The 23,736-nt window shown below is 59.1% G+C and carries 14 protein-coding genes, 1 tRNA gene and 2 rRNA genes (1 of these 17 only partly in view); 13 read left to right on the plus strand and 4 right to left on the minus strand.

What is annotated here, in order from left to right:
• From AAID99_RS12420 to AAID99_RS12430, 3 genes are all read left to right on the plus strand, one after another.
• Nucleotides 1–2,466: ribosomal RNA gene (locus AAID99_RS12420) — 23S ribosomal RNA — on the plus strand; it begins 275 nt to the left of the window's first position.
• Nucleotides 2,467–2,576: 110 nt separating this feature from the next.
• Nucleotides 2,577–2,691: ribosomal RNA gene (gene rrf / locus AAID99_RS12425) — 5S ribosomal RNA — on the plus strand.
• A 31-nt stretch (nt 2,692–2,722) separates the two neighbouring features.
• Nucleotides 2,723–2,799, plus strand: a tRNA-Met gene (locus AAID99_RS12430).
• A 127-nt stretch (nt 2,800–2,926) separates the two neighbouring features.
• Here the strand turns inward: AAID99_RS12430 and AAID99_RS12435 are convergent.
• Entirely contained in the window at nt 2,927–4,084 is a 1,158-nt protein-coding gene (locus AAID99_RS12435) for an AGE family epimerase/isomerase (RefSeq protein ID WP_498494031.1), read from the minus strand.
• 45 nt (nt 4,085–4,129) lie between these two features.
• A complete protein-coding gene (gene rfaE1, locus AAID99_RS12440) occupies nt 4,130–5,563 on the minus strand; it encodes a D-glycero-beta-D-manno-heptose-7-phosphate kinase (RefSeq protein ID WP_498494032.1) in 1,434 nt (477 codons plus the stop codon).
• 253 nt (nt 5,564–5,816) lie between these two features.
• Between rfaE1 and AAID99_RS12445 the strand changes: the two genes are divergently transcribed.
• From AAID99_RS12445 to AAID99_RS12490, 10 genes are all read left to right on the plus strand, one after another.
• On the plus strand, nt 5,817–6,998 hold the full coding sequence (locus tag AAID99_RS12445) for a S1C family serine protease (protein ID WP_188427407.1): 1,182 nt from the start codon (nt 5,817–5,819) through the stop codon (nt 6,996–6,998).
• A 121-nt stretch (nt 6,999–7,119) separates the two neighbouring features.
• Nucleotides 7,120–7,800: a winged helix-turn-helix domain-containing protein gene (locus AAID99_RS12450; protein ID WP_025842033.1), complete on the plus strand. Its 681-nt coding sequence runs from the start codon at nt 7,120–7,122 to the stop codon at nt 7,798–7,800.
• A gap of 18 nt (nt 7,801–7,818) precedes the next feature.
• Complete coding sequence (locus tag AAID99_RS12455; protein WP_188427408.1) at nt 7,819–9,231, plus strand: HAMP domain-containing sensor histidine kinase; 1,413 nt, start codon at nt 7,819–7,821, stop codon at nt 9,229–9,231.
• 62 nt (nt 9,232–9,293) lie between these two features.
• Nucleotides 9,294–9,647: a hypothetical protein gene (locus tag AAID99_RS12460; RefSeq protein ID WP_188427409.1), complete on the plus strand. Its 354-nt coding sequence runs from the start codon at nt 9,294–9,296 to the stop codon at nt 9,645–9,647.
• Nucleotides 9,648–9,766: 119 nt separating this feature from the next.
• Complete coding sequence (gene ydiJ / locus AAID99_RS12465) at nt 9,767–12,829, plus strand: D-2-hydroxyglutarate dehydrogenase YdiJ (RefSeq protein WP_188427410.1); 3,063 nt, start codon at nt 9,767–9,769, stop codon at nt 12,827–12,829.
• Nucleotides 12,830–13,004: 175 nt separating this feature from the next.
• The gene (locus AAID99_RS12470; protein WP_498494033.1) at nt 13,005–15,200 is read left to right on the plus strand and encodes a TonB-dependent siderophore receptor; all 2,196 of its coding nucleotides are present in this window, start codon (nt 13,005–13,007) and stop codon (nt 15,198–15,200) included.
• 211 nt (nt 15,201–15,411) lie between these two features.
• Complete coding sequence (locus AAID99_RS12475; RefSeq protein WP_188427412.1) at nt 15,412–16,296, plus strand: SH3 domain-containing protein; 885 nt, start codon at nt 15,412–15,414, stop codon at nt 16,294–16,296.
• A 1-nt stretch (nt 16,297) separates the two neighbouring features.
• Complete coding sequence (locus tag AAID99_RS12480; protein WP_498494035.1) at nt 16,298–17,953, plus strand: hypothetical protein; 1,656 nt, start codon at nt 16,298–16,300, stop codon at nt 17,951–17,953.
• Between the two features lie 24 nt (nt 17,954–17,977).
• A complete protein-coding gene (locus AAID99_RS12485) occupies nt 17,978–18,304 on the plus strand; it encodes a DUF4282 domain-containing protein (protein WP_188427414.1) in 327 nt (108 codons plus the stop codon).
• Nucleotides 18,305–18,418: 114 nt separating this feature from the next.
• A complete protein-coding gene (locus AAID99_RS12490; protein ID WP_188427415.1) occupies nt 18,419–19,543 on the plus strand; it encodes a hypothetical protein in 1,125 nt (374 codons plus the stop codon).
• Between the two features lie 21 nt (nt 19,544–19,564).
• Here AAID99_RS12490 and AAID99_RS12495 read toward each other — a convergent pair whose 3' ends face one another.
• A complete protein-coding gene (locus AAID99_RS12495) occupies nt 19,565–20,995 on the minus strand; it encodes a sugar porter family MFS transporter (protein WP_498494036.1) in 1,431 nt (476 codons plus the stop codon).
• A 211-nt stretch (nt 20,996–21,206) separates the two neighbouring features.
• On the minus strand, nt 21,207–23,735 hold the full coding sequence (hrpB, locus tag AAID99_RS12500) for an ATP-dependent helicase HrpB (RefSeq protein ID WP_188427417.1): 2,529 nt from the start codon (nt 23,733–23,735) through the stop codon (nt 21,207–21,209).
• Between the last annotated feature and the right edge of the window lies 1 nt (nt 23,736).

Consider the following 23,736-nt stretch of genomic DNA (forward strand, 5'->3'; position numbering starts at 1 on the left):
TGAAAGAAGCAGAACGGTCTGGAAAGTCCGGCGATAATGGGTGATAGCCCCGTATGCGTAGTGTTCATGATGGTTCTCGAGTAGGGCGGGGCACGTGAAACCCTGTCTGAACATGGGGGGACCACCCTCCAAGCCTAAATACTCCCTGATGACCGATAGTGAACAAGTACCGTGAGGGAAAGGTGAAAAGCACCCCGATGAGGGGAGTGAAAGAGACCTGAAACCGGATGCCTACAAGCAGTCGGAGCCTCTTATGGGGTGACGGCGTACCTTTTGTATAATGGGTCAGCGAGTTTCTGTTTGCAGCGAGCTTAAGCCGGTAGGTGTAGGCGTAGCGAAAGCGAGTCTGAATAGGGCGAATGAGTTGCTGGCAGAAGACCCGAAACCGAGTGATCTAGCCATGGCCAGGCTGAAGGTGCGGTAACACGCACTGGAGGGCCGAACCCACGCCTGTTGAAAAAGTCGGGGATGAGCTGTGGCTAGGGGTGAAAGGCCAATCAAACTCGGAGATAGCTGGTTCTCCGCGAAATCTATTGAGGTAGATCGTCACGTATTGCCCTCGGGGGTAGAGCACTGGATGGGCTAGGGGGACCCAAAGTCTTACCAAACCTAACCAAACTCCGAATACCGAGGAGTATGAGCGTGGCAGACAGACAGTGGGTGCTAAGGTCCATTGTCGAGAGGGAAACAGCCCAGACCACCAGCTAAGGCCCCCAAATCGTGGCTAAGTGGGAAAGGATGTGGGGATTCCAAAACAACCAGGAGGTTGGCTTAGAAGCAGCCATCCTTTAAAGAAAGCGTAATAGCTCACTGGTCTAATAGAAACCCTGCGCCGAAAATGTAACGGGGCTCAAGCCACGTGCCGAAGCTGTGGGTGCATATCTTTGATATGCGCGGTAGCGGAGCGTTCCGTAGGTCTGCGAAGGAGACGGGGTGACCCTCTCTGGAGATATCGGAAGTGCGAATGCTGACATGAGTAGCGACAAACAGTGCGAGAAACACTGTCGCCGAAAGTCCAAGGGTTCCTGCGCAAGGTTAATCCACGCAGGGTGAGCCGGCCCCTAAGGCGAGGGCGAAAGCCGTAGTCGATGGGAACCAGTTGAATATTACTGGGCCTGCCAGAAGTGACGAATGCGATATGTTGTCTGGTCTTATTGGATTGACCAGGCTTTTGGAGCATTCCAGGAAATAGCTCTGGCGTATAGACCGTACCCGAAACCGACACAGGTGGACTGGTAGAGAATACCAAGGCGCTTGAGAGAACGATGCTGAAGGAACTAGGCAAATTACTTGCGTAACTTCGGGATAAGCAAGACCCGTCTCTGGGCAACCAGATGCGGGTGGCACAGACCAGGGGGTAGCGACTGTTTAGTAAAAACACAGGGCTGTGCGAAGTCGAGAGACGACGTATACGGCCTGACGCCTGCCCGGTGCCGGAAGGTTAAGAGGAGATGTGCAAGCATTGAATTGAAGCCCCGGTAAACGGCGGCCGTAACTATAACGGTCCTAAGGTAGCGAAATTCCTTGTCGGGTAAGTTCCGACCTGCACGAATGGCGTAACGACTTCCCCACTGTCTCCAGCATCGACTCAGCGAAATTGAATTCCCCGTGAAGATGCGGGGTACCCGCGGTCAGACGGAAAGACCCTATGAACCTTTACTGCAGCTTTGCAGTGGCATCAGAGACATCCTGTGTAGGATAGGTGGGAGGCTATGAAACCGAGGCGCCAGCTTCGGTGGAGCCGTCCTTGAAATACCACCCTGAATTTTTCTGATGTCTAACCGAGACCAGTCTAGCCTGGTCCGGGACCCTGCATGGTGGGCAGTTTGACTGGGGCGGTCGCCTCCCAAAGTGTAACGGAGGCGCGCGATGGTGGGCTCAGGTCGGTCGGAAACCGACTGTCGAGTGCAATGGCATAAGCCCGCCTGACTGTGAGAGTGACAGCTCGAACAGAGACGAAAGTCGGCCATAGTGATCCGGTGGTCCCACGTGGACGGGCCATCGCTCAACGGATAAAAGGTACTCTAGGGATAACAGGCTGATCTCCCCCAAGAGTCCACATCGACGGGGAGGTTTGGCACCTCGATGTCGGCTCATCACATCCTGGGGCTGGAGCAGGTCCCAAGGGTTCGGCTGTTCGCCGATTAAAGTGGTACGTGAGCTGGGTTTAGAACGTCGTGAGACAGTTCGGTCCCTATCTGCCGTGGGTGTATGAGACTTGAGAGGATTTGTCCCTAGTACGAGAGGACCGGGATGAACATACCTCTGGTGTACCGGTTGTCGCGCCAGCGGCACAGCCGGGTAGCTAAGTATGGACGGGATAACCGCTGAAAGCATCTAAGCGGGAAACCCACCTCAAAACTAGGTCTCACAGGGCCGTGAAAGACCATCACGTCAATAGGCCGGGTGTGGAAGCGTGGTAACACGTGAAGCTAACCGGTCCTAATCGCCCATATCGCTCACACAACGCTCTCCAGGAGAGCATACACATGCATAGCAATCATCCACGCAATACACTCATCATACAAAAAACCAACCTCCCACACCGACACACAGTTGTCGGGTGGATCAGAAGACCTGGTGGCTATGGCGGGAGACTTCCACCCGATCCCATCCCGAACTCGGACGTGAAACGCCCCAGCGCCTATGATACTGCATCTTAAGATGCGGAAAAGTCGGTCGCCGCCAGGTCCCCTGATCCACCCCACAAAAACACCACCCCCGCGGGGTGGAGCAGCCCGGTAGCTCGTCAGGCTCATAACCTGAAGGCCGCAGGTTCAAATCCTGCCCCCGCAACCAACACATCAGCCCGCTCAATCCAGGCGGGCTTTTTTGTGCTCAAAAATCCCCACACAAAATGTCCATACCCGCCCCAGAACAGCAGGCGCGCGTCCGCCGTCTGAGACGCGCTATAGTAGTTGCAGCGCTACAGCGCAATCTGACGGCCCGCTCCGTAAATATGATACAGCGAACTCGCCGGCATATACTCAACCAGCCTGTCACCATCAGCATCAATATGGTCAATCCAGCCACCGCTCAGCGATAGCGGGGCAAACAGCTCCAGAAAGGAAGCGGCAAAAAGCGTCGCTTTTGCCGCGTTTTCCGGTGTCTGCTCGCCCGTATGAAGCAGGCGCAAAAGCTCGGTTTGTGCCCAGATACGCGCGGAACGTTCCAGAACGACATGGGTATCAGTGATGCTGTCCAGCACGACGCACCGGGCATGATCGCAGCCGGAAGCAAAGCCTGCCTCGAACAGCTTGCCTGAGCTTCGGGCCAGAGAATCGGCTTCATCGCCTTTGCACTCAGCGAGGCGAGAGTAGTCTCTCAGCAGCCACGACCATTCGAAGAGGTGCCCCGGCTGGACCTGATTTTCGCCGAAGCTCTTAAGCGGGTACCAGTCAGGGCCGAAGAACTCAAGCAGTAGTCCGCTGCGCGGATCGATGAGCCGCGTTCTTGCCAGTTCGACCAGTGCTTTTGCGCGCTCGAGATAAAAGCTGTCGCCGGTTGCCTCAAAAACAACGAGATAGGCTTCGAGCAGGTGCATATGAGGGTTCTGGCTGCGCAAGACTCCCTCATCGGGCACGGCGTCGACATAACCACCATTGGGCGCAGCAAAGATCAGATCGATTTCTTCGGCGATGACCCGTGCCATGGCCCGGTCTTCGGGGCGGTTGGCATAGCGTATGGCCCAGCCATAGGCGAAGAGAATGAAGGCATGGGCGTAGAGATCGCGCTTTGACTGCGCGGGGCGATTTGTCGAAGCTATCGAAAAGACCCAGCCGGGTTGACCATCGGCGCGATGATAGAGACGCTGCACAGTATCGAGACAGCTCAGCGCCTGAGCGCCCGCCTCGTGAACACCGTCGAGCGCGGCCCGGCAGAAGGTAGATATCTGCCTTGCCTGCACCATCAGACGCAGGGCCTGCATCGGTACCGGGCGTGAGGCCCAGTCCAGGCGTTCGTGATAGAGGCCACGTTTGTCATCGAAGCCCGCCTGGCTCCACAAGGGCAGGGCCTGGCCGAAAAGCCAGTTGCGCCAGCGCGCCTTTGTTTCGGGGGTCGTGTCTTCGATCTCGCGCGTCATGTCACCCAGATTTCAAACGTGTCCTGCGAGCGTGGCGCCCGTGCCTTAATCGGCTTTCATTTTCCTGACGATAGAGGTCGTCGAGCGACCAGATACCAGATCGGCCAGCACGACGCGACCACCATAAGATTTGACGACATCCCCGCCCACGACCTGATCTTCCGTATAATCGGCGCCTTTGACCAGAATATCGGGTTTCAGGGCGGCGATCGTTTCATAGGGCGTGTCTTCGTCGAAAATCACCACGAGATCGACATCGCGCAAAGCCCCCATGACAGTGGCCCGTGCCTGTTCATCCTGCAGCGGTCGCTCCATTCCCTTGAGCCGTCGCACAGAGGCATCGCTGTTCAGTGCCACGATCAGTTTGTCGCCCTCACGCGCGGCGGAACGGATCAGGGCGATGTGCCCGGGGTGAAGCAGGTCGAAACAGCCATTGGTGAAGACGATGCGCGCGCCATGCTGGCGCCAGGCGGCAACAATGCCCTGAGCCTCGGCAAGAGACGCGATCACACCGTCCTTCTCGATTTTCGACTTGAGCGCCGCGCTCAGCTCTGCGCGGGAGACAGTGGCTGTGCCGAGCTTGCCCACGACGATCGAGGCCGCATTCGTGGCGATGACCATCGCAGTCTGCAGATCGGCTTTCGCCGAGATCATGGCGGCAATGGTTGCCACGACCGTGTCGCCCGCACCGGAAACGTCAAAGACTTCTGATTTCGGCACATGGGCGTGGGTCATGCGCCCGCTGCGCTCGAGAAGCGTCATGCCCTCTTCCGAACGGGTGACCAGAACATCGCCACCGAACTGCTCCTGTGCGGCAAGCGCCGCGAAGTGAATCTCGGTATCGCTGCCGACAGGCAGCCCGGTCGCGGAAGAGAGCTCCTTGCGATTGGGCGTGATGAGTTGCGCGCCCTTATAGGCTGAGAGATCCTTTCGTTTGGGATCGACCACAACAGGGATGCCGCGCAGATTGGCTGCCTGAATGACAGCCTGCAGGACCTCGTCGCTCAGCACGCCTTTCGCATAATCTGAGCAGACGATGACATCTGCCGTATCGAGCGCATTCAGGGCGGCTGCGATGAGCTTCTCCTGAACGATGGGCGCGACGACAGTGGAGGGTTCGTCGTCGATACGCACAATTTGCTGGCGACCACTCAGAACCCGCGTCTTGGTGATGGTCACCCAGTCTGCATCGTCAACCAGATGGTCGAGAGAGATGCGGCTCTGCTGTGCCAGGGCCTGCCGCAACTCCTGCGCGGAGGCGTCCTGCCCCACGAGCCCGACCAGGCTGACAGTGCAGCCCAGGGCCGCGGCATTCATGGCAACATTGCAGGCCCCACCGGGCACAGTGCTGTGCTTGGCGCGCAGCAGGACAGGAACGGGCGCCTCAGGTGAAATACGGTCGACAGAGCCGTGAATATAACAATCGAGTAAAAGATCGCCGATGATCAGGACGCGGCCGAAAGTAAAGTCGTTAATCATCTGTCGTCCTTGATAGATCGCGTTCTGCAAGCGTCAGGGGCAGAAGGACGCGCTTTTCGCGTGATACGTCCTTCTCGTCCTGCCAAAGCCTTGCAGGAATGACAATCCTTCCTCTTCGACCCGGCAGAGCGGGGCCTGTTTTGTAGCATGAGAACGAAGAGGGAAAAGAGGCGGCGATGAGAGATGGAATCATTTCATTTCTGCGCTATCGTGTCGCCATGACCCCCGATCCTACCCCGCTTGTGGTTTCCTGATGCGCGCAGTTCTTGCTCTCGCTGTCCTTGCCGGGTTTGGCGTCTCGCAGGCCTATGCCCTGCCGTCTTTCCTCGAAAAATTTCTGCCGCATCCGCCGCCGCAGCCGAGCCATCCTGTCATTCCGGCTGTGCCACCGGCCAGTGCCGTGCAGATTCCGGCTCAGGCAGCCGTTCCCGACGGCACGCCTGCCTTGCCGCCCGTCCTTGTGCAGTCCGGTCCACTGTCGTTCGCCCCGCTGGTGCAACGCGTGATTCCGGCTGTGGTGAATATCGCCATTACCCAGATCAGTTCGGAGGGCGGCGGCAAGGTGCCCGCCCAGATCAAGGGCACGCCGCTCGAGAAGCGCTATCGCGAGAAGATGCAGCGTCATCAGGAAGAAATCCTGGGTGCCGGGTCAGGCTTCATCGTCGATCCATCGGGCATTATCGTCACCAATGATCACGTCGTGGGTGACGCCGATAATGTCACGGTCTCGCTCTCGAACGGACAGGAACTGCCGGCGAAGCTGATCGGGGTGGATGCCCTAACCGATATCGCGGTCATCAAGGTCGAATCGCCCAAGCCGCTTCCCTATGTGACGTGGGGTGACAGCCACAAGGTGAATGTGGGCGACTGGATTCTGGTGGCAGGCAATCCTTTCGGCTTCGGCTCTTCCGTCAGTGCGGGCATCGTTTCGGCGCGTGGGCGCGATCTTGGGGCTGGGTCGCTCGACGACTTCCTGCAACTCGATGCCCCGATCAATCCGGGCAATTCGGGTGGGCCAGCCTTCAACATGCGTGGGCAGGTGGTGGCTGTGAATGCCGCCATGGTTTCACCTGCGGGTGGATCGGTGGGAATCGGTTTTGGCATTCCGTCCGAGATCGTGGCGCCGATTGTCGATGAGATCCGGCGCACGGGCCATGTCGATCATGGCTGGCTTGGGGTCACGCTCGATGACGGCGACGGTTCGGTCGTGCTGGTGGATGTCGATCGCAACGGCCCCGCGCAGAAGGGCGGCTTGATGAAAGGCGACAAGATCACCGCGATCAATAATGCGCCAGTCGAGAATGGGCGGGCTCTGCTCAGGATTGTGGCTGCAGGCAAGCCCGGAAATGCCGTTACATTCACGGTAATTCGCAAGGGCAAGACGAGCACTGTCACGCTTCCTATCGGAAAACGACCGGCAGATGCCGATGAATGAACACAGAAGCGCTTCTTCGCCCTTTCTTCCGGGGCGTAACTGAAAGATAATAAGGTCACTGTAAATTGAGGGCGGCACCACGTATCTTCGCGAAAGCCGTCTTCAAAACCAAGGACTGACCATGCGTATTCTGCTTGTCGAGGATGATCCAACCGTCAGGAGCTTCATAGTGAAGGGCCTGAAGGAAACCGGGCACCTTGTTGAGGAAGCCGATAACGGGAAAGATGGTCTGTTTCTTGCCGTTAGCGAGAATTTCGACATCGTGATTCTCGACCGCATGCTTCCCGGTGGCATTGACGGTCTGCGTATTCTCGAAACGCTGCGTGCGCAGAATAACGCGACACCTGTCCTGCTTCTCTCGGCTCTGGCCGATGTCGATGAGCGTGTTGCCGGCCTCAAGGCTGGTGGCGACGACTACATGACCAAGCCTTTCGCCTTCTCCGAGCTTCTGGCGCGTGTCGAGGCCCTTGCCCGTCGTGGCAGCGCCGAGCAGGCACCGCAGACCAAGCTGACCGTCGCCGATCTGGAAATGGATCTGCTGTCGCGTACGGTCAAACGTGGGGACGAGAAGATCGATCTTCAGCCACGCGAATTCCGCCTGCTGGAATTCCTGATGCGCCATGCCGGTCAGGTAGTCACCCGCACGATGCTTCTGGAGCGGGTGTGGGACTATCATTTCGACCCGCAGACGAACGTGATCGACGTTCATGTGTCGCGCCTGCGCCAGAAAGTTGACAAGCCCTTCGAAACCGCGCTGATCCATACGATCCGCAATGCAGGCTATATCCTGCGCGCCAATTGAGCAGGGTTTGCCGGTTTCATGAGGTTCAGCCTGTCGCGCTTTCCCATACTTCGTTTGTGGTGGAAGCGCGCCTGGCGCTTCCGCTCGGCGGGGCTTGGTTTCTCACTGGGCTACGGGCTGGTCTTTGCCCTCTCGGCCACGCTGTTCCTTACCTTTCTCTGGTGGCACACGATCGGCGCGCTTGAGCGCGAGGTCGGTCAGGCGGTCGATGCCGATGCACATGGGCTGGCCGAACGCTGGATGCAGGGCGGGCTGTCGAGCTTGCAACGCGCCATTCAGGATCGACTCGATCAGGACGTCGAGGATCAGGATCTCTATCTGCTGATCACGCCTGGCGGCCAGCGTCTGGCCGGTAACATGCCCTCATGGCCCGATGCCGTGCAGCGTGCCGATCGTTTCTACACACTCAAGATCAGCCGGGCGGGGAACACGACCTCTGCGGCCATGCATGCCTATGTGTTGCCTGACGGTCTGCAATTGCTGGTCGGCCGTGACATCAGGGGGCGGGACATCCTGCGCCGTGTTCTGACCGAGACCTTTATCTGGTCATGGCTCATGGTTACGGCACTGGCGGTGGGTGGCGCCTGGGTGGTGCGGGGTATTTTTAGCCGTATCCTGAGTTCCATCGCGCGCACGACTACAGCTCTGGCCAATGGCGATATGCGTCAGCGCATGCCGCTTGTGGGCAATGACGTCGATCTGGTGGCTCATTCCATCAACCGCATGCTCGACCGCATTTCAAAGCTCATGGAAGGGGTCAAGCAGGTCTCGAATTCCATCGCTCATGACCTGCGCACACCGATCACCCGTGCCCGCAACAGGCTGGAAGATGCAGCGCTTCATGCGCGCTCCACCGAAGAGATGCATGACGCTATCTATCGCGCCGTGGCAGACCTCGACCATGTGACCGCTGTTTTCGATGCGCTCATGCGTATCGCCCAGATCGAGGCCGGCGCGCGCCGCGCGGCATTCGAGACGACCGATCTCATTGCACCACTTCATGATATCGCAGAGCTTTACGAAGCGACCGCTGAGGATGCCGGGCTGCAGATTGCGCTCGACCTCCCCCAGCGCCTGTTCTTTCACGGCGATGCCCGCCTCATTCAGCAGGCCGTGGCAAATATGATCGATAACGCCATCAAGTTCTCTCCTTCCGGAACGACCGTTACCCTGCGTGGTAGCGTATCGACCAATCTGGTGCGCATCAGCGTGACCGATGAAGGGCCGGGCATGTCTGCGGAAGATCTGGCCCGTGCCTCGGAGCGGTTCTTTCGTGCCGATCAGGCGCGCAACACACCTGGTGCCGGGCTCGGGCTGTCGCTCGTTCAGGCAGTGGCTCAGCTTCATGGCGGCAGTCTGGCGCTTGAACCGCTCCAGCGTGGTTTGCGTGTGGTGCTGAGTCTGCCCGTCGAGGAAAACGGGCTGGCCTGAGCAATCCGTCCAGAATCTGACTACTTAACCAAGTCTTCATGCATCGCCCATCGTGATGCAATATGGACCTGATCAGTATCGATTATATGACCCAAACAGCCTTTGCGCTTTTTTGCCTGACTTGCACCCTTGGTCTGCCTGGCACGGCCAAGGCGGGAAACGGCACACATCCGGCTTTTATGCCTGCGCGTACCGAAACTGTGCCGATGGCCATTACCAGCGATACGCTGGATTATTGCAAGACGCTAGCGCGCAAGGTTCACCGCACATTGCGGCAATCGGTGACGACACCAGCGCCCGTCGTCAATAAGGTCATGTATCTCGAACATGAAGGTGAGGCGCTCTGCGCCCACGGCCATCTGCGTTCGGGGATCGCGCAGGAACGGCGCGCCCTTGTGGTGCTCATACGTTCCTGAGGCGCGACGTCTCTTTCGTCTCTCTATCGTTCATCGCCGGTTCGGAGTAATTCAGGGACGCGCGCCGTCCGGCATTGCCGGAGGATCTCTGGCGCACCATTGACGATGGATGACCGGCCATGACCATGATCGCTGTTCTCGACAGATTGCCTGGCACGTCAGGGCAGCATGCCGCTTTTCTGGATGCGCTGCGCAATGCCGGATTTATCGGCGAGATCGAGACTGATCACGATACGCGCCTCGTTCACGCCACCGATAATTCGATCTATCAGCGTTATCCTCAGGCGGTCGTCTTTCCTAAACACCAGGCCGATCTCGTCTGTCTGGCGCGTCTGGCCGGTCAGGATGCATGGCACGATGTCGTGGTGGCGCCTCGCGGCGGTGGCACGGGCACCAATGGTCAGTCCCTGACCGACGGGATTGTGGTCGATCTTTCCCGGCATATGAACCGTATTCTCGAGATCAATGTCGAAGAGAAATGGGTACGTGTCGAACCGGGTGTGGTGAAAGACCAGCTGAACGTTGCCATCGCCCCATACGGCCTGTTTTTCGCGCCCGAACTCTCGACATCGAACCGGGCCACGATCGGCGGCATGATCAGCACCGATGCCAGCGGGCAGGGGAGCTGCACCTACGGCAAGACACGCGACCATGTTCTGGCGCTGTCGACCGTGCTTCTCGGCGGCGAGACGCTCGATACTCAGAAGCTCGATGAAGCTGCATTGACGGCGCAGCGCCATGGCACAAGCCATGTGGCACGTATTCATGACTGCGTTGCCAGTATCCACGAGCAGGAAAAGGAAACGATCGAGCGTGTTTTCCCAAAGCTCAATCGCTGTCTGACCGGCTATGATCTTCGCCATCTGCGCGACGCAGAGGGGCGTTTCGATCTCACCTCCCTGATCTGCGGATCAGAGGGCACGCTCGGGTTTCTGGCTGAAGCAAAGCTTAATCTGCTCGCCATTCCGAAACACAGTATTCTGGTCAATATCCGCTACGGCAGCTTCATGGAGGCGCTGCGCGATGCACGCGCATTGATCGGCCTCAGGCCTTTGTCGATCGAGACGATCGATTCGAAGGTGCTGGGTCTGGCCATGCAGGATTTCGTCTGGAGTTCGGTCGAGAGCTATTTTCCCGAAGATGAGGCAGGCCCGGCTAGGGGGCTCAATCTGGTCGAATTCGCCGGGCATGACGAGGCCGTGCTGCGCGAGAAAGTGGACGCGTTTCTCGATCATCTGAGGCAGGACAGGACGGTGCCTCGTCGTGGCCATACGCTGGCCGAGGGGCGCAAGGCCGTCTCGCAGGTCTATGCCATGCGCAAGCGCGCCGTGGGCCTGCTGGGCAATGTGCAGGGCGAAGCCCGCCCGCAGCCTTTCGTTGAGGATACGGCGGTGCCGCCGGAGAAACTGGCCGATTTCATTGCTGAGTTTCGTGCCCTGCTCGATGGCTACGGGCTCGATTACGGCATGTTCGGTCATGTCGATGCCGGTGTCCTGCATGTGCGCCCGCTTCTTAACATGCGCGACCCCAAGGATGCGGCACGCATCCGCCCCCTGAGTGATGCGGTTCAGGCTCTCACGCGCCGCTATGGAGGGCTGCTCTGGGGGGAGCACGGCAAAGGGGTGCGCTCGGAATATGTGCCTGAGATATTCGGGCCGCTTTATCCGCGTCTTCAGCAGATCAAGGCCGTTTTCGACCCGTATAACCAGCTCAACCCCGGCAAGATTGCCGCCCCTGCCGCGTCGGCGCGCCCGCTTCTGCGCGTGGATAACGTGCCTTTGCGCGGTACGCAGGACGCGCAGATTCCTGATCCGGTCTGGAAGGGGTTTGGCACCGCCATGCACTGCAACGGCAATGGCGCATGCTTCAATTACGATCAGGACGACCCGATGTGCCCGTCCTGGAAGGCGACACGCGACCGTCGCTTCTCACCCAAGGGGCGCGCATCGCTGCTGCGCGAATGGCTGCGTCTCCAGGCCGGGGCAGGGACAGACGTGGCGGCGCTCGAGGCCACACGCCCACCGCTGAAACAGCGTATCGGCGCCATGCTGCGGCGCCGTGCAGCGGCTCCACGCGATTTCTCTCATCAGCTCTACGACAGTCTTGCGACGTGTCTTGCGTGCAAATCCTGCACCAGCCAGTGCCCGGTCAAGGTGGATGTACCCGATTTCAGGGCGCGTTTTCTCAATCTGTACCATCAGCGTTATGCGCGGCCTTTTCGCGATTATCTGGTAGGCATGATTGAATATGCCCTGCCGCTCATGGCCCGTATCGCGCCGCTCTATAATGCCGGAACGCGGCTTTCTGTGGTTCAGGCACTCGGGAAGCGTTTTTTCGGTCTTGTGGACATGCCGTCTATGCAGGGCGCGAAACTGGCCGAGACCTGCATGCGCTGGGGCGTGGAGCCGGCGCGCCCTGAGCGGCTGGCTTCTCTTTCGGCAGAGGAGAAGGCCCGCAGCGTCATAGTGATGCCTGACCTGTTTACGCGCCATTTCGAGACGCCCCTTGTCTGCGCGCTGATCGAGCTGGCTTCGCGATGCGGCTATCAGGTCTATCTTGCCGAGAGTCTGGCATGTGGCAAACCGCTGCATGTGCACGGGTTTCTGCGGATGTTTGCCAGCCAGGCCAGACGCAACGCGTCCTGGCTGCGCGGGATCGGCGCATCCGGCGTCGCGATTGTCGGGCTCGACCCGGCCATGACACTCGTCTACCGGCAGGAATACCGCAAGATTGCGGGCATCGAGACCCTGCCCACGGTGTTGCTGCCACAGGAGTTTCTGCTCAAGGCTCTGCCGGGGCAGGAGGCGTCGGTCACATCTGTGGAAGCGGGCTCTGGCACGCAGCATGTCTTTCTCGGCCATTGCACTGAAAAGACCGCCCTTGCCGGATCAGGCAGTGACTGGCAGGCCTTGTTCGCCCGTGTCGGGCTCACCCTGCAGCTTGAAAAGACAGGCTGCTGCGGCATGTCGGGCACCTTCGGCCATGAGGCGCGTAATGTCGAAACCTCGCGCGTCATTTTCGAGCAATCCTGGGGTGCGCATCTCGACCGGCAAGGCGAGCAGCGCTTTCTGGCCAGCGGCTATTCCTGCCGCAGCCAGGTGAAGCGTTTCAGAGGGCAGAAGCTCGACCACCCCCTTGTGGTGCTATTGGAAAGACTTCGAAGCGAGCTCCTCATATCCTGACGGTGGCGCGCCCCGATCTGACGAAAACGTGACATAATCACCACAATTTTTCCTGTCCGGTCAGTCAACCGCAACGGTCGATTGACAGCAGACAGCTAGATTTTTATCGACCCGGATGCAAATGAGAAACGTTCTCATTTGTAACAGCTACTCATCGTATTCTCCCGGGAAAAATATGTCCGCCACGCATCGTGCTGCCTTCTGTCTGTCTGCGCTTGTCTCATTTCCCTTGTCCGGGGCCGTTTTCCATCCGGCTTCGGCTGCAGAACAGAAACCGAGAGCTCCTGCAACGCGTGCCCAGAATACCCAGTCGCAGAAAACGTCAGCAACGAAACAGAAGGCGGCTGTTCATGAGACGATCCGTGTTTCGGCCAAGCGCGGCGGATTTCTTCCTGCGTCAGCGAGCAGCGCGACCAAGACCTCAACGCCGCTTGAACTCACACCGCAGAACATCACAGTCATCACGCAGGAGCGAATGAGCGTGCTTAATGCGCGCAGTCTTTCCGAGGCGGTGCGCTATGCGGCAGGTGTGTCAGATTACGGATCGAAGGATGACCCTCGCGGCTATTTCGGGACTATTCGCGGCTTCACGCCGGATATCTATCTCGATGGCACGCGTGCGCCCGATGCCAGCACTTCCCAGAGCTTCAGCATCGAGCCCTGGGGGCTGGAAGAAATGGATGTGCTGCGCGGCGCGTCATCGGCGCTCTATGGTTCGGGCCAGTTGGGAGGCATCATCAATGCCGTCAGCAAGCGGCCTCATCTGGATCAGGTGAATGAAATCGATTTCCAGACCGGCTCGTATGGGCGTGTGCAGGGCGCGGTGGATGTTGGCGGCGCCCTCAACAGCCGCAAGACGCTTCTCTGGCGTTTCAACGGTTTGATCCGCAAATCCGACACCTATGCGAAGAATATCAAGAATAACGAAATCTATGTCGCACCGTCGCTGAGCTGGCATCCGGACGACAAGACGGTCGCAACCCTGCTGACCAGCTTCGAACAGCTCGATGCCGGATCTACCGCCCAGTTTCTGCCAGCGCGAGGCACGGTCCTGCCGTCGAAATGGGGGCAGATCGCCCGCAATTTCCTGAGCAGCGACGCTGATTACGACGTTTACTCCAAGCGTCAGGTGGCGGTGGGCTATAATCTGGTGCGCCATATCCTGCCCAACTGGACCATCACGCAGAACATGCGTTACGCGCATCTCGATGTGCTTTACCGCTTCGTCACCACCTCGTCGCTTTCAGCTGACCAGCAGAGCATCAACCGTACAGCGCTGAATCAGCAGGGCAATTATAATAACGTCACGCTGGATACGCGCTCCGACGTCGTTTTTCATACCGGCCTGATTCACCATGAAATCCTGACTGGCGTTGATTTTCGCAGTGATTTTCTCGCCAATCGTCGCGGGCAGCGTGCGGCGCCTGCGCTCAATCTCTATGCGCCGGTTTATCGCGCCATCACCTGGCCGAGCTATGCCACCAACACCAGCACCAACGAGACCGAAACCGATACGGGCATCTATGCTCAGGAACAGGCAAACTGGCAGCGCTGGTATCTCACCCTTTCGGGTCGTGGCGATTTTACCGAGAGCATGACGGTCAGCAACCTGACCGGGGGGCGTACGCCGCAGAATAATAACGCCTTCACCGGGCGTCTCGGGCTGGTCTACCAATCGGCTATCGGGCTGAACCCCTATGTTTCGTATGCGACCTCATTCCAGCCGCAGGTCGGCACGACATATTCCGGATCGGCTTTCGTGCCCACCACAGGCAAGCAGATCGAGGCCGGTGTGAAATACAAGCCCGTCACACCGTTGCGTGGCGTCGACAATTTCATGCTAACGGCCGATTTCTTCAATCTGGTGCAGGATAATGTCCTGACGGCAGACCCGAATAATACGTCCTTCAGCGTGCAGACGGGGCGACAGAGAACGCGCGGTTTCGAGTTCGAAGGGGTGGGTCGCCTGCCTTACAAGATCGATTTCATTGCGAGTTTCACCTATCAGGACCCGCGTGTTCTGAAGTCGAACACGGTGAGCCAGATCGGCCAGCGGCCAGTGGCCATTCCCTCGCATATGGCATCGCTCTTTCTGAAGCGCGATGTTGCTTTCTCGGCCCTGTGGCAGGCCGGAATTGGAGCGGGCATGCGCTATACGGGCAATACGGCAGGGTCTATTCCCCTGACCTTCACAGTGCCTTCGCAGCTTGTCTGGGATCTTCAGGCCCATATCGACAGAGGCCGCACGCGCATCCAGTTCAACGGGACCAATATCGCCAATCGCAAATATGTTGCGATGTGCACACGCGACGTTGCCTGCGCCTGGGCTCCGGGTCGTGCTGTATTCGTAACCCTGTCGCAGCGCTGGTAAGGATCCGGATTGCATTACGTGTCGCACGTCATTTTGCGCGTGAACAGGATATGCGACTGTTTCTGTGGAGGTACCGTCGCGTGTGGCAGGCTTCACTGGTCTATGATGGTCAATAATGTTTTTTGTGAAATTTTAACGTTCCATTATTGCAACAGCTTAAAGCGGAGGTTACATTTTATAACGATATTAGATTTCATAAGGTGATGGCGAGATGAAGAGCAGACAGGCTGTGGCAGGTTTCCTGATAGTGTCGCTCTGCCTACCTATTGCCGGGTGTAGCAACGACCCCAATGCCGGTATTCTGGGGATGGGTCAGAAAGAGAGTGTGGGTACTGGTGTCGGTGTGGCTCTGGGCGGTACACTCGGTGGGCTTTTCGGCGGTAAATATGCCGCTCTTGCGGCAGTCGGTGGTGCAGCCTTGGCTGGTCTTATCGGTAATCGCGTCGGTGCCATGCTCGATGATGATGATCGTGCCGCTTTGCTGCGTCAGCAGCAGCAGGTTCTGAGCCAGCAGAGTGATGGGGATTCCGAAAACTGGGCCTCTACCCATAGCAAGGCCACGGCAGTCATCACGGCCTCCAACACGCGTACGGAAACCAAGCAAGTGAGTTTGTTGCGCCAAGCCTCTGTTGCCGCGCCTACGAGGCTCGTTTCGATTGGCAAGAGGTACAGCGTCAAAAAGACAGCTGCCGTGCACAGTGCTCCGGAAGCAGGCGCTTCTGTTACTGAGACCCTGCATAATGGTAACAAAATCTGGGTAACAGGGTCTGTGCAAGATGGTAATTGGTATCTCGTTTCACGAGGCGGCCAAGCTATAGGCTACGTGCCTTCGACACTGCTGACTCGTGTTGTCACCGCGGCTCCAAAGGCTCAAGCGGTCGGTCAGGTCGTACAATCCGCCAATGACAACGCGCCGATCAATCTCGATGATCTCGAGCCCGTGGACAAGGTCGCAACTGCCAATGCTGTGCCAACCGTCGTCACGGCAAGCGTGACCTGTCGCGATCTCCGCACGGTGGCAAATGGTGGAGCACAATCTGCTACTACGAACAGCAATGCGTGCCTGTCTCCACAAGGGGTCTGGGAAGTAAACTGACATGCGTCGGCAATTTTTCAGGCAAATTCTTCTGGGCGCGGCGGGCTTTGCCGCCTTGGGTTTCGTGTCTACCCCAGTTTTGGCGCAACAGAGCGACCCTACGCTCTTTGTGGTCTCGACCAAGAGGCATTTTCGGGTCAATTTTGTCGACCTCGCAACCCGATGTCAGGCCAGCCACGTTGCCTTGCGGATGTTTCTTGATGCGCAAAGCCCTGCCATAGCACAGGTGGATGCCGAGCAAGGTCTAGTACAGCTTCTTGCGGGCGTCTTTCAGCGTGATCCGCGTTGTGTGGCTGCGCAAAGCGTTACCGTGAGCGTTGTGGAACCTTCCGGCAAGGTGCAACAATTCGATGCGACGCGGGAGAAGGGGTGGCAGTTCGTTCCCGCCTCCGCTGCGTCTGCCTCCGACAATACGCAGCAAAGACCTTCTGCAAGCCCTTCCATCCAGCCGCAGTCTGCTTCTACTGTTCAGCCTCAGCCTCAGCCTCAGCCTCAGCCTCAGCCTCAGCCTCAGCCTCAGCCTCAGCCTGCTGCGCCACCGCTCGAAGGGTACTATGCTTTCGTGGCATTGGCAGCGAAGGCCAATCCTGCCTGGCTTGATGACGACTCCGTGCAGCGTTGCTGGGCAGCTTTTCGCTATCAACGTGATTTTTTTCGAGCGGATGAATTTGGGCGGCATGCCTTGATGCAACGTGCTCGTGACGATCTGCGTCAGAGTGCGAACATGGCGTCGTCGGAGAGAATTGAGACGGTTATACAGACGACTCTTGGTCCGTATGATTTCACTAAACAAGGCTTTCCGCTTGAAATGCCCCTGCACCAGATATCAATGCATGGGGAATGCAGCGGGGGAAGTTTTCCGTTCATGGTAACTCTGCAGGTCGAAAACGGTGAGTTGCCGTTTTTCGTGCCGATGCAGCAGAGTGATGCTCAGACCTTTCTGCGTGCACGTACGCAGTGGGGAATGGAAAATCGATCCGTCTACGTTGCGCTCACTTTGAAAGCTGATGCGACAACTCTTGCCGCTGCTCGACAGCGGCTCCAGGGGGAGCTGAAGGCGTCGTTGCAGGGTATTCAGGTTTTTGCAGATCGCGCGCGTACACAACGTCTGGCGCTGATCGGCGAGGACGAAATCAACAAGCTGGTCGCAGAGCAGCGGCGGGTTGCAGCTGAAAAACAGGCAGATGAGCAGGCTGCCGCGCTCGAAGCTCAGAAGACTCGCATGATGCAAGCGGCGGGTAGTCTGTCAAAGCCTGCTATGATGGCTAATTGGCTGAATGATTCCCCCGATCTGCAATGGGGTCGGACGCTGGATACGATCAGAGCGGCAAGGCTGTCTTCGGTTGTAACCGGAGCGCCGGTAACCGCCACGCTTCTCGTGCAGGTAGAGGGTAGCGGGAAGGACAAGGTGCCGACACGTTGGCCTGGTCATCTGCGGGTTTCCGTAGGGAAAGACGGTACCGCTTTTAGTTCTGGCCAGTGGTACCTGATTTCAGGTCAACTCTCAGTATCGCCGTCGAATGGAACAGCATTGAGCGATGCCTTGCTTGACGCCACGAAATTCTATGCCTGCCACGACGCGCAATGTGCCGAAACGACCGATCCGGTTGCTCTTTCTGCTCGCAAACTTTCAAAGCAGCCCCAGATAAACCGCTAAAACCTCAGAGAGGATTCCCCAGCTGTGAAGTCACTTCTTTCTTTTGATACGCTTATCACCCCGAAATTCATCAAGTTCTTTTTCTACATCGGTGTCGTGATCTGTATTCTGGGTGGACTCGGGACACTGATTTCTATTTTTTCCGGGTCCATGGCAATGGCTCAAGCTGCCGGAACCTCGAAAATTATCGCCGCCTTGCTCGGCTTGGTGGGGGGGGTGATTGGTGGCGTTATTGTAGCGGTTGTAGGCATTGTTCTTGCGCGCGTTTCAAGCGAGTTGACCCTTGTCATCTTTATGATTCGTGACGAACTGGCCTGGCAGCGTGAAAATGCGCTCAAGACGCCGCGCTAATTGATGAACAGCGCACATGGCCTGATGGCCAGGATCCCCTCCGATCCACGGCTCTTATTGCCGCCGGTGTTGGTGCTTGCACCACCGAGCATCCCGCTCGCGGAGGCGTCAGATATGCGCCACGCTGGCGACGTGGCAGCAGAATGGGCCGGGCGGGTCGAGAGTTTCACCCAGACCCACGGGCCACGCGTGGAAGAGGCCGCTCGCAAGGCTAATGCCAAACTTGGGGCATTGTCGGAAAAGGTGCATGGTCGTGTTGGCGAGATGGTCCGTGATGCGCGTACAGCCGCGCAGGATCCTGAATCACGTCAGAAATTCCGAACTCGCTACGGGCGGTATCTGCTGATTGGCGGAGCCGTTCTGCTAGTGGTTGTCGCCGCAGGATGGGAACTCGCCTGTCAGAGTGCGAGCGGGATGGCGGACAAACAGATACGCGAAATTCTGGCTGCGTCCGGGTTGGGCGATAGCGTGACGATACGCCGCATCACGGCGACGCCTTTCGGTACCGTAACCCTGAACGGTATTGATGTGCTCAATGCACAGCCGGGTGCCCCCCCTGCAATAAGGATTGCCTCTTTTACACTGAACGGTCTCGACAGCTCCGGGCATATTCCGTCTCATTTGTCTTTTTCCGCGTCAGGGATGAAGGTCGATTTGCTGCAGGCTCAAAAGATATTTGGTGCCAGATCGCAGGGAGGCCTCCTTCTGGAGGCTGGCTATACTTCCATCTCCGGAAAGATGGCGGGCTCTTACGAATTATCCGGCAATACGTTTTCAGTGCGTCACTGGGCACAATTCGAGAATGCCGGTACGTATGATGTGTCGGTGACACTGGTCAATGTTCCATCAGGTGTAAGAGACTTGCTGAACACCTACGGCTTTGGCAGTTTGCTACAGGCAAACCCGCTTGTGCTCCTTGGTGTCGAGCAGCAATTGTCGCAGGTCGCCCTGTCTGACCTTCGCGTGAAGCTCGACTCGATGGATCTGCAGAAACGTTTTGCGGCATTGCCTGATACGCCGATTCCCGAGCCCAAGGTCCCTACTGCGTCTCTGGCGGACAAACCGCCTCTGATGCGGTTCATGCTTCTGGGGGGGAAGATGTCGATGCATGGTCACCCGGATCAGCCAGTCCCGCTGATGAGACCTGGCATGTTCGGCTCGCAGTTCAACGCCGACCTGGAAAGTCTACCGGGTCTTGCTCGGGCAACTCATGCAGATGTGTCTGTAACAACTCCCTGAGGCGGATCGCAGACAACTATATCATCTGGAGAGGAAATCGCCCGTGTTCAGGCTGCGCTCGATATCCTCGAGCGAGCGGCCTTTGGTTTCGGGGATACAGCGGCGGATGAACAGCCAGGCGAGGGTCGTCAGTCCGGCAAAGAGGACAAACGTGCCCGAGACGCCCATGGTCTCGATGATAGAGAGGGTGATCATCGAGACCAGCAGGTCGAAAGACCAGTGCGAGACCGTGACAAGACCCATCCCTTTGCCGCGCACCGAAAGTGGAAAGACTTCGGCCCCTACGAGCCAGAGAGACGCATTGATGCTGCCCAGTGTGCAGAGCACATAGAGCAGCAGCCCGGCTACGGCGAGGCTCTTGCCGATGCCCTGTGGGTCACCCCCGAAAAAGACGAAGGCGAGTACGATCAGCGCGAGAATGGAGCCGGGAAGAACGCGCAACATGAGGCGACGGCGGCCCCAGTGATCGACCGCCCAGAAGCCGAAAATGGTAGCGACCGTAATCGTCACGCCGATGGCGATGGAAATCAGCAGGGCTGAGTTACGATCGAACCCGGCGCCAGCCAGTATCGTCGGGGCATAGGTCAGCACGGCATTGGTGCCCGTGACCTGGCTGAACATCGCAAGCCCCGTTCCGGCAATGAGGGCCGGGCGCAGCCGTTTCGAGAAGAGCAGGCGCCAGCTGCCGCGCTGTCCGGCAGCGTCATGGATTTCGGCCATTTCGCCCTCCGGGTCTTCCTCCGGTCCACGCAGGCTGCGCAGGATGGCGAGGGCCTCGTCCTTGCGGCCTTTCGAGGCAAGAAAGCGGGGGCTTTCCGGCAGAAAGACCAGGCCGATCAGCAGCATCAGTGCCGGTACCGCGCCCAGCAGGAACATCATGCGCCAGTCGCCACCCCGGCTGAGCAGGCGAAGCAGCAGCGGGTTATCGCTCAGTGCCCAGCCGATGAGCGATGACACCAGAACGCCACCGACGATGGCGAGTTGAAACAGCAGCACCAGCCTGCCGCGCCGCGAAGCGGGAGCCAGTTCTGCGATATAGACAGGTACGATCTGGCTGGCACCGCCGACAGCAAGGCCCAGAATCACGCGCATGATGGTGAGTTCGGTTGGTGACATGGCCATGGCAGAACCAACCGAGCCCAGCAGGAACAGCGCTCCTGCAAGCCCTACCAGAAGGCGTCTGCCCCAGCGGTCCGAGAGCGGGCCTGCCCCCATGCAGCCAAGCAGGGCGCCTGCGACCATACCGGCGGCGATAGCCTGCTTGCCAAAGGTATCGAGTGGAAAACTGTCCCCCAGTGTCAGGAGGGCAGCCGAGATGATGCCCTGGTCATAGCCGAAAAGGACACCGGCCAACCCTGCCACACAGGAGGCGATAAACACCCGTCTCTGCCCTGCGGCTGACAGGGTGGGGGTAATGGTGGGGGTGGAAGGCAAGGGGGCGGCCAGAGTCATGGTCGTTTCTCATCCCGGTCGGAAAGCACGGTTCGGTTCCGAAAGGAGTGGGAGAGAAGCTTGCGATTCGAAAGACAAGTTTTCGTGCTGAAAGACGATCTCTGGCCTTCGCGCTGTGGAAACAAGCGCGAAGACGAGAATTACGGCATGGGAAGGGTAAACATCACATCTTGGTGTTATTGTTTTTCATCGCGATGTTTCACTCCGGTATTCAGCGATCCGGCCGTCGTCTCGGCGGTGGTGGGCTCGCGAGAGCAGGGTTTTCAGGCCAGTCATGACGCGGGTAGCGGCCACGCATATCGCGACGCATATCCGGCCAGCCGGTCTGCCAGAAGGCAGCAATATCGGCGGTAATCGCCTGTGGTCTTCCGGCCGGTGATAGCAGCGCGAATTGCAGCTTCACCTTGCCATTGGCGATGCGTGGCGTTTCCTTCAGCCCATAGAAAGCCTGTGCCCGTGCCGAGATTGTAGGAACAGCTTCGCGATAATCGATCGAGGGTGAGGCGCCGGGCAGGCCGAGCGTGGTCGGCAATTCCTGATCAAGGCGCCTGAGCTGGGCATAATCGAGTCTCTGGCGCAGCAGTGACAGAAGATCGAGTGCCTGAATCTGCGAGAGCCTCGTCATGCCGTCCATATAGGGCAGGAGCCATTCCTCGAGAGTGGCCGCGAGGGTCTCGTCATCGGCAGCGGGCAGGGTTTCATCGAGGTGAAGCCGCGCCAGAGCAAGACGCGCGCGGAATTGCTGGCAGGCCTCGCTCCAGTCAAGGCTGCCCGACAGATCGGCCCGGATCCGTGAAAGAAGCAGGGACTGTATTTCTTCCGGATCGGCAGGGGCCGAGCGGTCACGCAGGACCAGCGTACCAAGACGCAGCCTCCTGCGGGCAATGACTCCACCTGTTGCAGTATCCAGTGCCGTTTCGACCTGTTCTTCCGTTCTGGCCAGCAGGGTAGGCGGCAGGGAATCGAGGTCCAGCGGCGCGGCCAGACAGATTTCGGTGGCGGTACGTGTATGCAGAGACGGGGCTACCAGAAGTTTTTCGCGAGCCAGCGGATCGATGGCGCTCAGCCTTGCCGAGCCGCCGCCTGCCAGTCGGTAGCGCCCGGTTTCGCCTGCGGCCATGGCGACCCTGTCGGGAAAACCAGCGGCCAGAAGGGCAGCGGCACAGTGCGGGTCGGGGGGCAGGCGCTGGGAGAGGCCGAGCCGCCTCTGATAGCGCTGGCTCGACTGACGTATGCGCGCAAGGCTCGCCCTGTCAGCCGTCGGGTGGTGTTCCGCGCCCTCGATCAGCGCCAGACGCGACTGGATATCAGCTGGAGTGACTGGCGCGCGCTGACCCGGCACGGGCCGCGGGCGCAACGGGTCGCGCTCTTCCAGAAGGGCGGCGAGAGCGGCGGCGGTGGCTTTCTCGATTGGCGTGCGGGCTGCGCACATCATGGCGGCCAGACGTGGCTGCGCGCCCAGGCGCGCCATGGCCGCGCCGAGCGGCGTGACCCTGCCTGCCTTGTCCAGCCCACCAAGGGTTTGCAGCAGGGCGATGGCAGCCTGTTTCGCGCCTGTAGGCGGGGCGTCGAGCAGGGGCAGGGCGTCGGGCGCCGTGCCCATGATTTCCTGCCACGAGGCCGCATCGAGGCAATGCCCGGCCAGATCGCTGCTCAGGATTTCGGGCAGGTCATGCTGGATCATGGCGCGGCCGGTGGCTTCGGTCCAGAGCCGCAGGGCGATACCCGGTGCCTCACGCCCTGCGCGTCCTGCGCGCTGCGTGGCGGTGGCGCGTGAGATTCGCAATGTCTCGAGACGCGACAGCCCCGAGCCGACATCGAGACGTGGCTCCCGCCGAAAACCGCCATCGACCACCAGACGCACACCAGGCACGGTGAGCGAGGTTTCGGCGATGGAGGTTGCCAGCACGACCTTGCGTCTGTCGGAGGGTTTGAGAGCCAGATCCTGCTCGCGTGTATCAAGCTCGCCATAGAGCGGGAGGATCAGCGCATCCAGCCCGGCAAGGGCTGCCGCGCATCGTCTGATCTCGGCAACCCCCGGCAGGAAGGCGAGCAGATCGCCTTCTTCCTCTGCCATCAGGCCGCGAATGTTTTTGGCCATGACGTCAGGCAATTCGCGCAGGGCCGTCAGATCGCGTTTGGCATGGCGGATATCGAGTGGAAAGGCGCGGCCCTCGCTCTCGACCAGGGCGCCATCGAGCAGGGTCGTGAACGCCCGCCCGTCTGTCGTGGCCGACATGGCGACAAGGCGCAGTTCGGGCCGTAGCGTGCGTTGCAGATCGAGTGCGAAGGCCAGAGCCGTATCGAGATCGAGAGAGCGCTCATGCACCTCGTCGAACAGAATGGCGGCCACATTGTCCAGAAGCGGGTCAGTCAGCAGGCGACGCAGCAAAAGCCCTTCCGTCACCACCTCAATGCGGGTGGCCGCGCTGACGGCCGAGTCCGTGCGTGTGCGATAGCCAATTGTTCTGCCGGTTTCCTCACCCAGCAGCGATGCCATGCGATGGGCGGCACCACGCACAGCCACGCGGCGTGGCTCGACCACCAGCAATCGGCCGTCTTCGCGCCAGGGGGCTTGTAAAAGATGAAGCGGCACCAAAGTCGTCTTGCCTGCGCCAGGCGGCGCAACCAGTACCGCATTGCGGCCGGAGGCCAGCACGTCCTGCAATTCGGGCAGGGCGGCCGAGACAGGAAGAACGGGAAGCGAAATGAGATTGGCGGGCAATACGGGACCGGTCATA

This window comes from Asaia sp. Ae19-3, from assembly GCF_059801175.1.

Bases quoted from the DNA above. Each gene is read 5' to 3' on its own strand.
- AAID99_RS12435 (WP_498494031.1), bottom strand. From the start codon at position 4,084: ATGACGCGCGAGATCGAAGACACGACCCCCGAAACAAAGGCGCGCTGG.
- rfaE1 (WP_498494032.1), bottom strand. From the start codon at position 5,563: ATGATTAACGACTTTACTTTCGGCCGCGTCCTGATCATCGGCGATCTT.
- AAID99_RS12445 (WP_188427407.1), top strand. From the start codon at position 5,817: ATGCGCGCAGTTCTTGCTCTCGCTGTCCTTGCCGGGTTTGGCGTCTCG.
- AAID99_RS12450 (WP_025842033.1), top strand. From the start codon at position 7,120: ATGCGTATTCTGCTTGTCGAGGATGATCCAACCGTCAGGAGCTTCATA.
- AAID99_RS12455 (WP_188427408.1), top strand. From the start codon at position 7,819: ATGAGGTTCAGCCTGTCGCGCTTTCCCATACTTCGTTTGTGGTGGAAG.
- AAID99_RS12460 (WP_188427409.1), top strand. From the start codon at position 9,294: ATGGACCTGATCAGTATCGATTATATGACCCAAACAGCCTTTGCGCTT.
- ydiJ (WP_188427410.1), top strand. From the start codon at position 9,767: ATGACCATGATCGCTGTTCTCGACAGATTGCCTGGCACGTCAGGGCAG.
- AAID99_RS12470 (WP_498494033.1), top strand. From the start codon at position 13,005: ATGTCCGCCACGCATCGTGCTGCCTTCTGTCTGTCTGCGCTTGTCTCA.
- AAID99_RS12475 (WP_188427412.1), top strand. From the start codon at position 15,412: ATGAAGAGCAGACAGGCTGTGGCAGGTTTCCTGATAGTGTCGCTCTGC.
- AAID99_RS12480 (WP_498494035.1), top strand. From the start codon at position 16,298: ATGCGTCGGCAATTTTTCAGGCAAATTCTTCTGGGCGCGGCGGGCTTT.
- AAID99_RS12490 (WP_188427415.1), top strand. From the start codon at position 18,419: ATGCGCCACGCTGGCGACGTGGCAGCAGAATGGGCCGGGCGGGTCGAG.
- AAID99_RS12495 (WP_498494036.1), bottom strand. From the start codon at position 20,995: ATGACTCTGGCCGCCCCCTTGCCTTCCACCCCCACCATTACCCCCACC.
- hrpB (WP_188427417.1), bottom strand. From the start codon at position 23,735: ATGACCGGTCCCGTATTGCCCGCCAATCTCATTTCGCTTCCCGTTCTT.